The sequence below is a fragment of the Streptomyces sp. NPDC046915 genome, assembly GCF_040644935.1.
In the GTDB taxonomy this organism is placed as follows: domain Bacteria; phylum Actinomycetota; class Actinomycetes; order Streptomycetales; family Streptomycetaceae; genus Streptomyces.
In genome coordinates this window covers 23,637-37,779 of sequence record NZ_JBEYXB010000002.1, presented here as the reverse complement: position 1 = coordinate 37,779, position 14,143 = coordinate 23,637, and the positions used below count along the sequence as shown (strand labels likewise).

The following is a 14,143-nucleotide window of genomic DNA, read 5'->3' as shown; positions in this document are numbered from 1 at the left end:
GCATGCGTCACACCTTCAGGTACTTGCGCAGCGCGAAGAACGCGGCCAGCGCCGGCATCAGCAGGCTTGTGGCCAGGATGAGCGGCAGCTTCGTCAACACGGCGTCCCAGCCGATGAAGTTGATCAAGTTCAGCTTCTGCGACAGGGCGAGGCCGTGGTCGATGAGGAAGTACCGCGCGACGACCAGGAATCCGCAGGCCACCGTGCCGCCGATCAGTCCGGCGACCGCGGCCTCGGCGATGAACGGCGCCTGGATGTAGAAGCCGGAGGCGCCGACCAGCCGCATGATCCCGGTCTCCCGCCGACGGCTGAACGCGGAGACGCGCACGGTGTTGACGATCAGCATCAGCGCGACCACCAGCATCAGCGCCATGACCATCCGGGCGGCCCAGTTCATGCCGTTCAGCAGCCCGAACAGGTTGTCAAGGATGCCTTTTTGGTCCTGCACGGACTGCACGCCGTCGCGCCCGTCGAAGGCGGTCGCGACGACCTGGTACTTCTGCGGGTCCTTGAGCTTGATCCGGTACGACTCCTGCATCTGGTCCGGGGTGAGCGAACTGGCCAGCGGGGAGTCGCCGAACTGCTCCTTGTAGTGCTTGTACGCCTGGTCCTGCGACTCGTACGTGACCGTCTCGACGACCGTCATCTTCTTCAGGTCGGCGAGGATCTGCTTCTTCTGGTCCTCGGTGACCGCGCCCTTGGTGCACTTGGGGTCGGAGTCGGCGTCGCTCTTGTTGCAGAGGAAGATCGAGACGTTGACCTTGTCGTACCAGTAGCCCTTCATCGTGCTGACCTGGTCGCTCATCAGCAGCGAACCACCGAACAGGGCCAGGGACAGGGCTACGGAGACGATCACCGCGAAGGTCATCGTGAGATTGCGGCGGAGACCCACACCGATCTCCGACAGTACGAACTGGGCGCGCATGGCGTCTGGTAAGCCTTTCCGTGGATCCAGGACGTGGGGATCGTCAGTGCTGGTAGCCGTAGACGCCGCGTGCCTGGTCGCGGACGAGGCGGCCCTTCTCCAGCTCGATGACGCGCTTGCGCATCTGGTCCACGATGTTCTGGTCGTGCGTGGCCATCACGACTGTCGTACCGGTGCGGTTGATCCGGTCGAGCAGCTTCATGATGCCGACGGAGGTCTGCGGGTCGAGGTTGCCGGTGGGCTCGTCGGCGATCAGCAGCTTGGGTCTGTTGACGAAGGCCCGCGCGATGGCCACGCGCTGCTGCTCACCGCCGGACAGCTCGCCCGGCATCCGGTCCTCCTTGCCGCCGAGCCCGACGAGGTCGAGCACCTGCGGCACGGACTTGCGGATCTCGCCGCGGGACTTGCCGATGACCTCCTGCGCGAAGGCCACGTTCTCCGCGACCGTCTTGTTGGGCAGGAGCCGGAAGTCCTGGAACACGGTCCCCAGCTGGCGGCGCATCTGCGGCACCTTCCAGTTGGAGAGGCGCGCGAGGTCCTTGCCCAGCACGTGCACCTGTCCGTGGCTGCACCGCTCCTCGCGGAGGATCAGCCGCAGGAAGGTGGACTTTCCGGAGCCGGAGGACCCCACCAGGAACACGAACTCGCCCTTCTCCACTTCCAGGGACACTTCCCTGAGTGCGGGGCGGGTCTGCTTGGGGTAGACCTTGGAGACATTGTCGAATCGGATCACGGATGCACCACGGGTCGCCGGGGGTAGATGTGCGTGACCATACGCGAACCGGGTACGGAAGCGCAGTCGCCGGTCGCGGTTGCGGGGGTCTTGTGCACATTTGTGCCGGGTAAGGTTTGCGTCCCGCCGCTAGAGACCTGCACCACCCCTTTCGGAGCGCCCGCGCAACCTCCGGAGGAACCTGGCACAGTGGAGGGGGAACGTTCTCCGTTCCGGAAACGTTATATGGGTGATGGCCGGTGCAAGGAGGGCGAGCGCATGACGTACGACCGGTTGGTGTGCGCGAACTGCGCGGCGCCCGTGAGCGAGGGCCGGTGCCCCGTGTGCCGCGCCAACCGCGAGCGACTTCAGCAGGAGAACTTCTTCGCGGGACTGAACCCGATGACGCTGATAGCGCTGCTGGCGGTGCTGATCGCCGCGGTGGCGCTGCTGGCGCACCAGACCGCGTGAGGATCCCCTCCCAGTACGCCTGAAGGGCCCGGAGCGCCAAGCTCCGGGCCCTTCATCGCAAGCAGTGGGCACGCATCGTACCCGCTCGGCTACCGTCAGGCAGCCGCACCGCCCCGGCCGCCGACGAGGCGCGGCAGGACGCGGAAGCCGACGCCACCGGCGATCATGGTGGCGGCGCCGATGATCAGGAACGCGGTCTGCCCGGCACCGGTCTCGGCGAGCTCCTTACCGCTGCCCTGGGCCTTGGCGCCGGAGCCCGTGTTCGAGCTGGTGTCGGTGAGGGCGGAGGTGCCCTCCTCCTGGGCGGAGGTGCCGGAGCCGCCGTCGGGGTCGTTGTTGTTGCCGTTGCCGTGGCTGCCGCCGCCGTTGCCGTGGCTGCCGCCCTGCGAGGGCTCGGAGGTGGGCTTGGTGGGGTTCTCGGACGGCTGGGCCGTCGTCGGGTCCTCGGTGGGCTCGGTCGGCTCCTCGGTGGGGTCCGTCGGCCCGTCGGTCGGGTCCGTCGGGACCGTGGTCGGGTCCGTCGGGATCGTCGTGGGGTCCGTCGGGATCGTCGTGGGATCGGTCGGGCCCGGGTCCGGCGTCGGGTTCTCGTCGGCGCACAGAACACCCAGCACGCAGTCCGACTCCGTGGCGGAGGCGGCTCCCGCGGCGGTCAGCGAGGCACCCGCGGCGATCACGGCGCCGGCGGCTATCCGCGCGATCCGGATCCGCGTCTTCTTCGTCATATGGTTGCTACCCCCAGTAGCTGTTGGTCAATGAGCGGCGCATGGGGTCGGCCGTGATCGACGGAGGCAGCTGACGAAGTTCAAGTCACCGCGCGAGTCCCCCGGTTCACATGCGCCCCAGAGATACGCATGCCACGCTTCACCCTTCCGATTTTTCAAAGCAACGTCAAGGCCGTTGCGCGCGCGATGTCCACCGGTGGGCCGTATGCCGGGAGTTGCGGTGTGTAAGTGTGATGTAGAACCCAGACAAAACAACAACTGCCGCCCGGTGGGCGGCAGTTGTCAAGTCGACAAAGTTACTTCTCTTGCTGCTTGCGCCAGCGAATACCGGCCTCGAGGAACCCGTCGATCTCACCGTTGAACACGGCCTCCGGGTTGCCGACCTCGTGCTCCGTGCGCAGGTCCTTGACCATCTGGTACGGGTGCAGCACGTACGACCGCATCTGGTTGCCCCAGGAGTTGCCGCCGTCGCCCTTGAGGGCGTCCATCTTGGCCTGCTCCTCCTGCCGGCGCCGCTCGAGCAGCTTCGCCTGGAGGACGTTCATCGCGGTGGCCTTGTTCTGGATCTGCGACCGCTCGTTCTGGCAGGAGACGACGATGCCGGTGGGAAGGTGCGTGATGCGGACGGCGGAGTCCGTGGTGTTCACGCCCTGACCGCCGGGGCCGGAGGACCGGTAGACGTCGATGCGCAGCTCGGTCTCGTCGATCTCGACGTGGTCGGACTGCTCGACGACGGGCAGGACCTCCACGCCCGCGAAGGAGGTCTGCCGGCGGCCCTGGTTGTCGAAGGGCGAGATGCGCACCAGCCGGTGCGTGCCCTGCTCGACGGAGAGGGTGCCGTAGGCGTAGGGGATCTGCACGGCGAAGGTGGTGGACTTGATGCCCGCCTCCTCCGCGTACGAGGTCTCGTACACCTCGGTCTTGTAGCCGTGCTGCTCGGCCCACCGCAGGTACATGCGCTGGAGCCGCTCCGCGAAGTCGGCGGCGTCGACACCGCCGGCCTCGGCGCGGATGTTCACGAGCGCCTCACGGGCGTCGTACTCGCCGGACAGGAGCGTGCGGACCTCCATCTCGTCCAGCGCCTTGCGGACGGCGGCGAGCTCGGACTCGGCCTCGGCACGGGTGTCCGGGTCGTCCTCCTCCTCGGCCATCTCGAAGAGCACGGCGAGATCGTCGATCCGTCCGCGCAGCGTCTCCGCCTTCCTGACCTCGGCCTGGAGGTGGGAGAGCCTGCTGGTGATCTTCTGCGCCTCGTCCGGGTTGTCCCACAGGGACGGCGCGGCCGCCTGCTCCTCGAGCACGGCGATGTCTGCCCTCAGCTTGTCGAGGTCCAGAACGGCCTCGATCGACTCCATGGTCGAGGAGAGGGACTTGATCTCTTCGGATACATCGACGACTGCCACGCCATCCAGCGTAACGGTTCCTTCAGGCAACCCCGGCCGAAAGAGGCATCCGGCGCCGGTGCGGGGCCCTCCGGGGGCCGCCGCCCCTGTCGGCCCTGAACGGGCCTCGTCCTCAAGCGCCGGACGGGCTCGTTCTCCTCACGGTGTCGAAGAGGTGTGCGTGTTCTGCGGGGAGGTCTCCGAGTCGTCGCCCGACGTCGCCAGCCACGCGCCGACCCCGAGCGCGGCCGCGAGCGTGACCGCGGCCACTCCGAGGGTGATCTTGCGCCGCCGGGCGGCCGCCCGGTGCCGTGCCGAGCCGGGGCGGGGCGCTCCGGAGGCCCGGGGAGCGCGTGCGGTGCCCCGGGCTCCTCCGGCCAGCTCGTCGGGTCCCGGTACGCGCATCGAGGTGTGGGTGTCGCGGTTGGAGTCCGGCTTGGCTCCGGGCACCAGGGACACCGCCCCGCGCCGCCGTACCGGCTCGCCTCCGGGCTCCGCCGGGAACGCGGGCTCCTCCGCCGCGGCCTCCTCGGAGAGCTCCGCGTCCGGCTCGTCCACCTCCAGCGGGGGCATCCCGGCCAGCACCGGCAGCTGCTCCCGCAGCCGGGCCGCCAGCTCCGACGCCCGCAGCCGCGAGGCCGGTGCCTTGGCCAGGCACTGCACCAGCAGCTGCCACAGCTCCTCGGGGATCCCGGGCAGCGGTACGACCGTCTCGGTCACGTGCCGCCGCAGTACGGCCCCGGGGTGCCCGCCGCCGAAGGGGGTGAAGCCGGCCAGCAGCTCGTACAGCACCGTGGCCAGGGCGTAGATGTCGACCGAGGCGCGCGGCGGCAGGCCCTCCACGATCTCCGGGGCCAGGTAGTCCGGGGTGCCGATGATCTTCGTGGCCCGGGTTCGCTTGGGCGAGTCGATCAGCTTGGCCACGCCGAAGTCGGTCAGCAGCGCCGGGTGGGCGCCGCCGGGCCCGAGCGGGCCCTGCATGTCCAGCAGCACGTTCTCCGGCTTGACGTCCCGGTGCACGACGCCGGCCTTGTGCGCCGCCGCGAGCCCGTCGGCGACGTCCGCGACGATGGCCACCGCCGCCTCGGGCGCGAGGCGGCGCTCGCGTTCGAGCCGGGTGCGCAGATCCGTGCCCCGGACCAGGTCCATGACGAGCGCGAGGTCGTTGCCGTCGACCACGAGGTCGCGCACCGAGACGACGTTCGGGTGCTCCAGGCCGAGCAGGGCCGTGCGCTCCTGCACGAAGCGTCCGACGAGTTCCTGGTCGGACGCGAGGTCCTCGCGCAGCAGCTTGATGGCGACGGGCCCGTCCGGTCCCTCGCCCAGCCACACCGTGCCGGCGCTGCCCCGGCCCAGGATCTGGTGGGCGGTGTACCGGCTGCCGATCTTGCGTGCCAAGACTGCTCCTACTGACGCGTGTTGTCGTTAAAAGTACGCGTCCGAGGAGCCAACCTTCACCGCGGAGACGGAAATCACCCGCCAGATGTCGACAAATCACCAACCCGGCGATCAGTTACTGCCGGAACCCCCGAGATCCTTGACCCATCGGGTCGCCGTGTGGAACCAGTGGCTCAGCTCCTGCCAGTAGCCCCGGCCCGTGCCGATCCAGTGCTGCAAGGGGCTCAGCTCCCAGATCAGCCAGCCCGCGACGAACAGGATGACGATCGTGAACAGGCATCCCTTCAGGCAGCCGAGACCGGGGATCTTCATCGGGTTGGCGCTGCGCTGCCGCGGCTCCCGCGGCTCCCGCGCCGGCCGCCGGGGCTCCGCCGGAGCGGGCGGGGCGTACTGCTGCGGCTGCGGGGTGGCGTACCGCTGGGGCTGCTGCTGGCCGTACCCGGGCGGCGGGCCCTGCTGCTGACGCTGCCGGGCCTGGCGCTGCTGGGGCTGCTGCGGGCGCGCCTGCTGCTGCTGGGGCTGCTGGTTGGGGCGGGCCACCTGGCGCTGCGGGCGGCGGCGCAGCGGGTCCTCGTTCGGGTCGAGGTACTGGACCTGGGTCTGCTCGTTGCGGTCGCGGGCGGCGCGCAGCTGGTTCTGCCAGGGGTGCGGCTGCTCGGGCGGCTGCTGGCCCTGCGGCACCGGGGGCATGACCGCGGTCGGGTCGGCGGCCCCGGTGTGCGGCAGTACGGCGGTGGGGTCGGCCGCGCCCGCCGGGCCGCCGGTGTGGGGCAGGACGCTGGTGGCCCCGTTGGGGTCGTACGCTCCGGGTGCCGAGCCTGTGGGCAGCACCTGCGTGGGGTCGGCGGCCCCGGGCGCGCCCGCTACGGCGGTCGGCGCCGGGTCGGGGGCGAGCAGTGCCCCCACGCCCTCGGCGGCGGCGATCTGCGCGCTGTTGGCGTGCACGCCGATGCCCTCGGCGACGACGCGCAGGCCGCGCGCCAGGTTCTCGGCGCTGGGCCGTTCCGCCGGGTTCTTGCGCAGGCAGCGCTCTATGACCGTCCACAGCGGGTCGGGGACGGTCGAGGGGCGGCGCGGTTCGGCGCTCAGGTGCTGGTGCAGGACCTCCAGGGCGCTGCCGCCGGAGAACGGCGGGCGGCCGGTGACCAGCTCGTACAGCAGGATGCCGGCGCCGTAGATGTCGACGGCGGAGGTCTGCGGGCGGCCCTCGGCGCTCTCGGGGGCGATGTAGGCGGGCGTGCCGACGAACTCGTGGGTGCGGGTGAGCCCCGGGGAGTCGGCCAGGCGCGCGATGCCGAAGTCGGTCAGCAGCGGGTGCATCTGGCCTTCGTACTGCTGGAGCAGCACGTTGGCCGGTTTCAGATCACGGTGGACGACGCCGTCGTCGTGGCTGGCGGCGAGCGCGTCGGCGATCTGCGCGGTCATCAGCGCGGCGGCGACCGGGGTGAGGGGGCCGTTCTCGCGCAGGTAGCGGTGCAGGTCGGGGCCTTCGACGAGGTCCATGACCAGCGCCAGCAGATCGCCCTCGACCACCAGGTCGCGCACCCGGACGATGTTGGGGTGGGTGAGCCGGAGCAGGACGGACCGCTCCCGGAGGAACCGCATGACGACGTCGGCGTCGTTCGCCAGCTCTTCCTTGAGGACCTTGATCGCGACGGTCTCGCCGGGCTGGCCGGCCACGGCCGCCTCGGCGCCCGCGGTCTCCCGCTGGCGGGCTCGCCAGACGGTGCCCGTGGCGCCGCGTCCGAGCGGCTCCTCGAGCAGGTACTTGCTGCCTACCGGCCGCACGTCATGCGCTCCCTGTTGCTTGCCTTCTCCGCTTACCTTTTCCGACCCACTGTAGTGCCGTCCTCCCATGCACTACGTAAGCGTTCCGGTGCACGTTCGAAGGAAAGACGCTCGCCTCGGTCTCCAGGTTGCCGCCGGCGGACGTGACCGATCTCAACTGATCGCCGGTGCACAACTGGTCAGGCACTTTTAGGGGCAGAGCTGACCAATCAAGATCACTTGACGCCGGGCGAGGGGCGCGCTGTCAGTGGCAGGTGCGAGGATGCGTGCAGTACTGGCCGACGTGCTCGTGTGTGGTGGGGGGAAGTCCGCGCCCGCGCAGAAGGGACCGCTGACGGCGATGCAGATCCGGCTGACCGTCGTAGACCCGCTGGGCCCGTCCCCGCAGCGGGGCCGCGCCGCGAGCCGCGACGTGCTGGTCACGGCGCCCGCGGGCACGGCCCTGGCCGCGGTGGCGTCGGCGCTGGCCTCGGCGGTCACCGGCGACGGGGGCCGGGAGGCCGCCGGCGCCCCGGTCGTGCTGTACGCGGGCGTGGAGCGGCTGGACGCCGGCCGCGCCACTCTGGGCGAACCCCCACTGGTCGACGGCGCGGTGCTGTCCGTGGGTGCCCCCGCCGAACCGGAACCGCACCCCGAGCTGGACGACGCCCCGACCCAACTGCACGTGGTCGCGGGCCCGGACGCGGGCGGCGTCCACCTGCTGCACGGCGGCCAGGTCACCATCGGCCGCTCCGCCGACGCCGACGTCCCGCTGGACGACCCCGATGTCTCCCGACTGCACTGCGCGGTCACCGTCGCCGCCGACGGCCGCGTCTCGGTCGCCGACCTGGGCTCCACCAACGGCACGGCGCTGGACGGCACGCACGTGGGCGACCGGCAGGTGCGGTTCGCCCCTGGGGCGCTGCTGCGGATCGGTGAATCGGCCCTGCGGCTCACTCCGTCCGGGGGGCCGGGGGCCCGGGTGGAGACGATGCCCGACGGGGAGGGCTGCGTGCGGGTCGCCCCCGGGGACGCGGCGGCTCCCGCGCGCGAGGGACACGACGGCACGCCCCTGGGACACACGCAGCACGCCTACGGCTCGGCGGGCTGGGGCACCGCCGACGCGACACCGGACGCCCGGGAACCGGGGGCGGAGCCGGTCGTGCCGGGGCAGGGCGGGGCGCCCCGGATCGAGAGCCGGGACGGCGGGGACACGCACGCGGGCCCCTTCGGGGTCGGCGGGTTCGGCGGGGCCTTCGCGGCGCACGGCACGGCGGACGGTCCCGCCGCACCGGGCCCGGCCCCCGGCGTCCGCAAGGCCACCCCTCTCCGTGGCACCGACATCCCGCAGGGCGTACGCAGGCGCGGCGGGCTCGGCGCGTGGGCGCGCCGGCTGACCGGCGGACGCGGCGAGCCGGCGGCGGACCCCCAGGTGTACGACCAGCAGGGCGCCGACGAGACCGTCCCACCGCCGGCTGGCCTCCTCCCGCAGCAGCCGGACATCTGGCCGGACCCGGCGGCACTGCTGCTCACGGCACTGGGCCCCGGGCCCCGGCTGTGGGAGCGCGGGCCGGGCCACCCGGAGACCCTCACGGTCCGGCTCGGCACCGCCGACCGGGCCATGCCGGACGGCTCGGGCCTGCTGCCCGCCGTCCCGGTGACCGCCGACCTGCGGGAGGCCGGGGCGCTGGGCCTGGCCGGACCGCGCGCGCGGCTGTCCGGGCTGGCGCGCGCGGTGCTGGCCCAGCTGGCCGCGCTGCACTCCCCCGACGCGCTGGAGATCGTCCTGCTCAGCCCGGACCGCGCCCGGCCCCTGGAAGAGCGCACCGCGGAGTGGTCCTGGCTCGGCTGGCTGCCCCACGTGCGGCCCGGCCACGGCCAGGACTGCCGCCTCCTGCTGGCCTACGACCGTGAACAGGCGGCGGCCCGCACCGAGGAGCTCCTGCGCCGCCTGGACGACCCGGCGGTCCGGCAGGCGGGCGGCGCGAGGCCGACGGCCGCGGGAAGCGGCACCAACAACGGCACCGGCCCCGGCGGATATGCCGCACCGGAGGCCGCGGGCGCGGCAGCCCCCCGCCCGGCCCGGCGCCCCTCCTGGGCGCGGGACGACCTCGGCGCGGACCCCGGCGGCTTCCCCGGACCGTTCACCGTGGTCGTCGTGGACGGCGATCCCGGCGGCGCCGCCCTGCGGGAGTCGGTGGCGCGGCTGGCCCTGGAAGGGCCCCGGGCCGGGATCCATGTGGTGTGCCTGGCCGAGACGGCACCGGCCTCGCCCGCCTCGCCGGTGACGGACACGTACGAGGCGGCGTGCGCGGCGGCGCCGACGTTCCGCGCCTGCGGGGCCGTGGCGCTGCTCAGCGGCGATGTCGCCACCGCCCTGCGGCTGACGCGCATCGCCCGGACCGACACCCCCAGCGCCCCCGCCGGGCCGGTGGGCCCCGGCACGGTCGCCGCCGTCGACGCGGTCTCCGTCGCCTGGGCGGAGCGGTTCGCGCGGGCGCTGGCACCGCTGCGGACGGACGGCACGCTCGGTGAGGGGCACGCACGCGTGGCGGCACCGCTGCCCCAGTCGGCGCGGCTCCTGGACGAGCTGGGCCTCGCCAGGGCGACCCCGGCCTCCCTGATGGCGCGCTGGGCGGACGCGGCCGACGACAAGGAGTCGCTCGGCGGGCGGGCCTGGGCGGTGCTCGGCGCCGGGCCGCGCGGGCCGCTCTGCGCCGACCTCGTCGCCGAGGGGCCGCACCTGCTGGTCGAGGGGCCGCCCGGCAGCGGCCGTACGGAGCTGCTGCGGGCCGTCGTCGCCTCGTTCGCCGCCGCCGAGCGCCCCGACCGCCTGGGCATCGTCCTGATCGACGGCCGGGACGGCGTCGGCACCGGCGGAGCGCACGGCGAGGGGCTGCGCACCTGTACGGAGATACCGCACGTCACCACCCACCTCACGGTCAACGACCCGGTCCGCATGCGGGAGTTCGCCCAGTCCCTGAGCGCCGAGCTGAAGCGGCGGGCCGAGTTGCTCGGGCGGGCCGACTTCGCCGAGTGGCACACGCACCGCGAGGTCTCCGGCCGGATCGTCGCGCAGCGCACACCCGCCGGGCGGCCCGCTCCCGGGACCGGCGGAACCAGCGGGGCCGGGGACCTGGAGGCACCGCCGAGCTCGACCATGCGGCTGCGGCCCGGGGCGGCCTCCCGGCGGCAGACCGAGGCGACGCCGCCGCCGCTGCCCCGGCTGGTGGTCGTCGTGGACGACTTCGACGCGCTGGTCTCCCCCGCGCTCGGCTCCCCGGGCCGGCCCGCCGCCGGCTCGGTGATACGCGCGCTGGAGGCGGTGGCCAAGGAGGGCGAGCGGCTCGGCGTCCACCTGGTGGCCGCCACCGGCCCCGGGGGCCGCGCCGCGGAGTCGGAACCGGCCCGCCGGGCCACCCTCCGCGTCACCCTGGACGCGCCGTCCACCGGCCCGGACGAACCGGCGCCGGGGCGCGGGCGGCTGGCTCACGCCGACGGGCACATATCCCCCTTCCAGGGCGGCCGGGTGACCGGCCGCATCCCCCGCACCGCCACCCAGCGCCCCACGGTCGTCCCCCTGGACTGGCACCGCATGGGCGACCCGCCGGCCCGCCGTCCCGTCCGCGAACTGGGCAACGGCCCGACGGACCTGGCCCTGCTGGCGAGTGCGGTGGAGCGGGCGGCGCGGCAAGTGGCGGCCGCGGAAGTCCCGTCACTTCTGTAACTCTCCGTAGTCCGCATACGGGCCTAATCACGAGCCGGTCACGATCTCCCGGTTGACACCGCAGGCGCTCTTGCCGCCTTCAAGTCACCCGGCGTAGACCGGACGCCACGGGACAGTGCTCATACGTTCAACGAAGAACGAAGAACGGGGCAGTGATGCGTAGCAACAGCAACACCATCCGGACAAACAGGGCCGTCACGACATTCGCCGCCCTCCTCGCGGGAGCACTGGCACTCACCGCCTGTAGCGGCAGCGACGACAAGAAGGACGACGGCGGCAGCAGCGCCACCGAGAGCGGCTCCACCGTCTCCCTCCCGAAGCTGAACGGCGCGAGCCTGGAGGTCGCCGCCGTCTGGACCGGCACCGAGCAGAAGAACTTCAAGCAGGTCCTCGCGGAGTTCGAGAAGCGCACGGGCGCCAAGGTCACGTTCGTGCCCGCGCAGGACCCGATCATCAACTTCCTCGGTTCGAAGATCGCCGGCGGTCAGCCGCCGGACATCGCGCTGCTGCCGCAGCCCGGCGCCATCAAGCAGGCCGTGGACAAGAAGTGGGCCAAGCCCCTCGGCGCGGACGCCGTCAAGGAGCTCCAGAAGAACTACTCGCAGGGCTGGCAGGACATCGGCAAGGTCGGCGGCAAGCAGTACGGCGTGTACTACAAGGCCGCCAACAAGTCGCTGATCTGGTACAACGCCAAGGCCTTCGAGGGCGCGGGCGCCAAGGAGCCGAAGACCTGGCAGGACCTGCTGAAGACGGCGCAGTCGGTGTACGACTCCGGTATCACCCCGTTCTCGGTGGGCGGCGCCGACGGCTGGACCCTCACCGACTGGTTCGAGAACGTCTACCTCTCCCAGGCGGGCCCGGAGAAGTACGACCAGCTCGCCCAGCACAAGATCAAGTGGACCGACCCCTCGGTGAAGCAGGCGCTCACCACGCTCGCCCAGATCTGGGGCAAGAAGGACTATGTCGCGGGCGGCGCGAAGGGCGCGCTCCAGACCGAGTTCCCGGCCTCCGTCACCCAGACCTTCACCGGCGGCGACCAGCCGAAGGCGGCCATGGTCTACGAGGGCGACTTCGCCCAGGTCAACATCGGTGACACCAAGGCGAAGGTGGGCACGGACGCGAAGGTGTTCCCGTTCCCGGCGGTGGGCTCGTCCGCCCCGGTGGTCTCCGGCGGTGACGCGGCCGTCATCCTGAAGGACTCCAAGGCGGCCCAGGCGCTGGCCACCTTCCTGGCCTCCCCGGACGCGGCGTCGATCCAGGCCAAGCTCGGCGGCTACCTGTCCCCGAACAAGAGCGTCCCGAACTCGGACTACCCGAACGAGGTGCAGCGCACGATCGCCAAGGCGCTGATCTCCTCCGGCGACGACTTCCGCTTCGACATGTCCGACCAGGCCCCGCAGGCCTTCGGCGGCACCCCCGGCAAGGGCGAGTGGAAGGACCTCCAGGACTTCCTGATGAACCCGAAGGACGTCGCGGGCACGCAGGCGAAGCTGGAGAAGGACGCGGCGGCGGCCTACGGGAACGGGAGCTGATCCGGCGATGTCGTCGGCAGCGGCGGCCGGGGCCCCACCGGGTCCCGCCGCATCCAAGAGCCGCAAGAGCGTGACTGGTACGCGCAGAACCGTGGCAGCCCTCTTCCTGCTGCCCGCCCTGGTGCTGCTCGGCGCGCTCGTGGTCTACCCGATCGGGTACTCGGTCATCCGCAGCTTCTACAACGCGAACGGCGACGGCTTCGCCGGAGTCGACAACTACAAGGCCCTGTTCACCGACGACGGCATCCGCACCGCCCTGAAGAACAACATCATCTGGGTGGTGTTCGCGCCGACGGTCTCCACCGCGCTCGGTCTGATCTTCGCGGTGCTGACCGAACGGGTGCGCTGGGGAACGGCGTTCAAGCTGGTCGTCTTCATGCCGATGGCGATCTCGATGCTGGCGGCCGGGATCATCTTCCGGCTGGTGTACGACCAGGACCCGGACAAGGGCGTCGCCAACGCGGTGTGGGTCGGCGTCCACGACACCTTCGCCCAGTCGTCGGCGTTCCCGAAGGCGCACCCGGGCCGCGAGTCGCCGCTCAAGCCCGACGGGGGCGGCTTCATCACGTCGGCACCCGTGCACACCGGCCAGGCCGTCACCCTGCCGCTGGTCGGCGTGGCCCCCGACCAGATGCCGGACAGCGCGAAGAAGGCGGTGGCGGCGAAGCCGGAGCCCGGGAAGATCACCGGCACGACCTGGCAGGACTTCACCCGCGGCAAGGGCGTCGGCAAACTGGGCGCTCCCGATCCGTCCGAGCTGGGCTATTCCGGCATGCGGATCGAGGCGGTCAAGGACGGCAAGGTGGTGGCCTCCGCGAAGGCCGCCGGCGACGGCACGTTCACCCTGCCCGCCGCGGCGGACGGCGCCCAACTCCGATTGCCCGCGAGCAACTTCAAGGAGCCCTACAACGGCGTCGACTGGCTCGGCCCGTCGCTGGTCACCCCGGCCATCATCGGCTCGTACGTCTGGATGTGGGCGGGCTTCGCGATGGTGCTGATCGCGGCCGGGCTCGCGGGCGTACCCCGGGAGCTGCTGGAGGCCGCCCGGGTGGACGGGGCCAACGAGTGGCAGGTGTTCCGCAAGGTCACCGTCCCGCTGCTCGCGCCGGTCCTCGCGGTCGTGGTCGTCACCCTGATGATCAACGTGCTGAAGGTCTTCGACCTGGTCTTCATCATCGCGCCGGGCTCCTCCCAGGACGACGCGAACGTGCTCGCCCTGGAGCTGTACCGCAAGGGCTTCGCGGAGAGCCAGCCAGGCATCGCGAGCGCGATCGCGGTGTTCCTGCTGCTGCTGGTGATCCCGGTGATGCTGTTCAACATCCGTCGGCTGAGGCGGGAGGTGCGGCGATGAAGACGCGTCGGCCGTGCATCTGCTGGGGGTCCGGGGGTCGCCCCCCGGGAAGGCACAGCAACATCCGTCGGCTGAGGCGGGAGGTGCGGCGATGAAGACGCGTCGGCCGTGCATCTGCTGGGGGTCCGGGGGTCGCCCCCCGGGAAGGCACAG

The 14,143-nt window shown here is 71.9% G+C and carries 10 protein-coding genes; 4 read left to right on the top strand and 6 right to left on the bottom strand.

Annotated features, from left to right (window positions below; genetic code table 11):
• Positions 1–7: 7 nt before the first annotated feature.
• A complete protein-coding gene (ftsX, locus tag ABZ915_RS04900) occupies positions 8–925 on the bottom strand; it encodes a permease-like cell division protein FtsX (RefSeq protein ID WP_361795941.1) in 918 nt (305 codons plus the stop codon).
• A 43-nt stretch (positions 926–968) separates the two neighbouring features.
• Positions 969–1,658, bottom strand: a complete 690-nt coding sequence (gene ftsE / locus ABZ915_RS04895; protein WP_132851613.1) for a cell division ATP-binding protein FtsE — start codon at positions 1,656–1,658, stop codon at positions 969–971.
• 258 nt (positions 1,659–1,916) lie between these two features.
• Here ftsE and ABZ915_RS04890 point away from each other — a divergent pair, with 258 nt between their 5' ends.
• Positions 1,917–2,108 (top strand): hypothetical protein, encoded by a 192-nt coding sequence (locus ABZ915_RS04890; RefSeq protein WP_361795938.1) that lies wholly within the window; start codon positions 1,917–1,919, stop codon positions 2,106–2,108.
• A 95-nt stretch (positions 2,109–2,203) separates the two neighbouring features.
• Here ABZ915_RS04890 and ABZ915_RS04885 read toward each other — a convergent pair whose 3' ends face one another.
• The 4 genes from ABZ915_RS04885 to ABZ915_RS04870 all read right to left on the bottom strand — a co-directional run bounded on the left by ABZ915_RS04885 (position 2,204) and on the right by ABZ915_RS04870 (position 7,401).
• A complete protein-coding gene (locus ABZ915_RS04885; RefSeq protein WP_361795935.1) occupies positions 2,204–2,833 on the bottom strand; it encodes a hypothetical protein in 630 nt (209 codons plus the stop codon).
• A gap of 296 nt (positions 2,834–3,129) precedes the next feature.
• A complete protein-coding gene (gene prfB, locus ABZ915_RS04880) occupies positions 3,130–4,236 on the bottom strand; it encodes a peptide chain release factor 2 (RefSeq protein ID WP_361795932.1) in 1,107 nt (368 codons plus the stop codon).
• A 138-nt stretch (positions 4,237–4,374) separates the two neighbouring features.
• A complete protein-coding gene (locus ABZ915_RS04875) occupies positions 4,375–5,613 on the bottom strand; it encodes a serine/threonine-protein kinase (protein WP_361795929.1) in 1,239 nt (412 codons plus the stop codon).
• Positions 5,614–5,724: 111 nt separating this feature from the next.
• Positions 5,725–7,401 carry a protein kinase gene (locus tag ABZ915_RS04870; RefSeq protein ID WP_361795926.1) on the bottom strand — a complete coding sequence of 559 codons (1,677 nt, stop codon included), beginning with the start codon at positions 7,399–7,401 and terminating at the stop codon, positions 5,725–5,727.
• Between the two features lie 340 nt (positions 7,402–7,741).
• Here ABZ915_RS04870 and ABZ915_RS04865 point away from each other — a divergent pair, with 340 nt between their 5' ends.
• The 3 genes from ABZ915_RS04865 to ABZ915_RS04855 all read left to right on the top strand — a co-directional run bounded on the left by ABZ915_RS04865 (position 7,742) and on the right by ABZ915_RS04855 (position 13,990).
• Positions 7,742–11,107: an FHA domain-containing protein gene (locus ABZ915_RS04865; protein ID WP_361797677.1), complete on the top strand. Its 3,366-nt coding sequence runs from the start codon at positions 7,742–7,744 to the stop codon at positions 11,105–11,107.
• A gap of 155 nt (positions 11,108–11,262) precedes the next feature.
• Positions 11,263–12,639, top strand: a complete 1,377-nt coding sequence (locus ABZ915_RS04860; RefSeq protein ID WP_361795923.1) for an ABC transporter substrate-binding protein — start codon at positions 11,263–11,265, stop codon at positions 12,637–12,639.
• 7 nt (positions 12,640–12,646) lie between these two features.
• Complete coding sequence (locus ABZ915_RS04855; protein ID WP_361795920.1) at positions 12,647–13,990, top strand: sugar ABC transporter permease; 1,344 nt, start codon at positions 12,647–12,649, stop codon at positions 13,988–13,990.
• Positions 13,991–14,143: the final 153 nt, after the last annotated feature.

What these genes read in the sequence shown, in the direction of transcription:
- ftsX (WP_361795941.1), bottom strand. Translation starts at nt 925, where the DNA reads ATGCGCGCCCAGTTCGTACTGTCGGAGATCGGTGTGGGTCTCCGCCGC.
- ABZ915_RS04890 (WP_361795938.1), top strand. Translation starts at nt 1,917, where the DNA reads ATGACGTACGACCGGTTGGTGTGCGCGAACTGCGCGGCGCCCGTGAGC.
- ABZ915_RS04885 (WP_361795935.1), bottom strand. Translation starts at nt 2,833, where the DNA reads ATGACGAAGAAGACGCGGATCCGGATCGCGCGGATAGCCGCCGGCGCC.
- ABZ915_RS04865 (WP_361797677.1), top strand. Translation starts at nt 7,742, where the DNA reads ATGCAGATCCGGCTGACCGTCGTAGACCCGCTGGGCCCGTCCCCGCAG.
- ABZ915_RS04860 (WP_361795923.1), top strand. Translation starts at nt 11,263, where the DNA reads ATGCGTAGCAACAGCAACACCATCCGGACAAACAGGGCCGTCACGACA.
- ABZ915_RS04855 (WP_361795920.1), top strand. Translation starts at nt 12,647, where the DNA reads ATGTCGTCGGCAGCGGCGGCCGGGGCCCCACCGGGTCCCGCCGCATCC.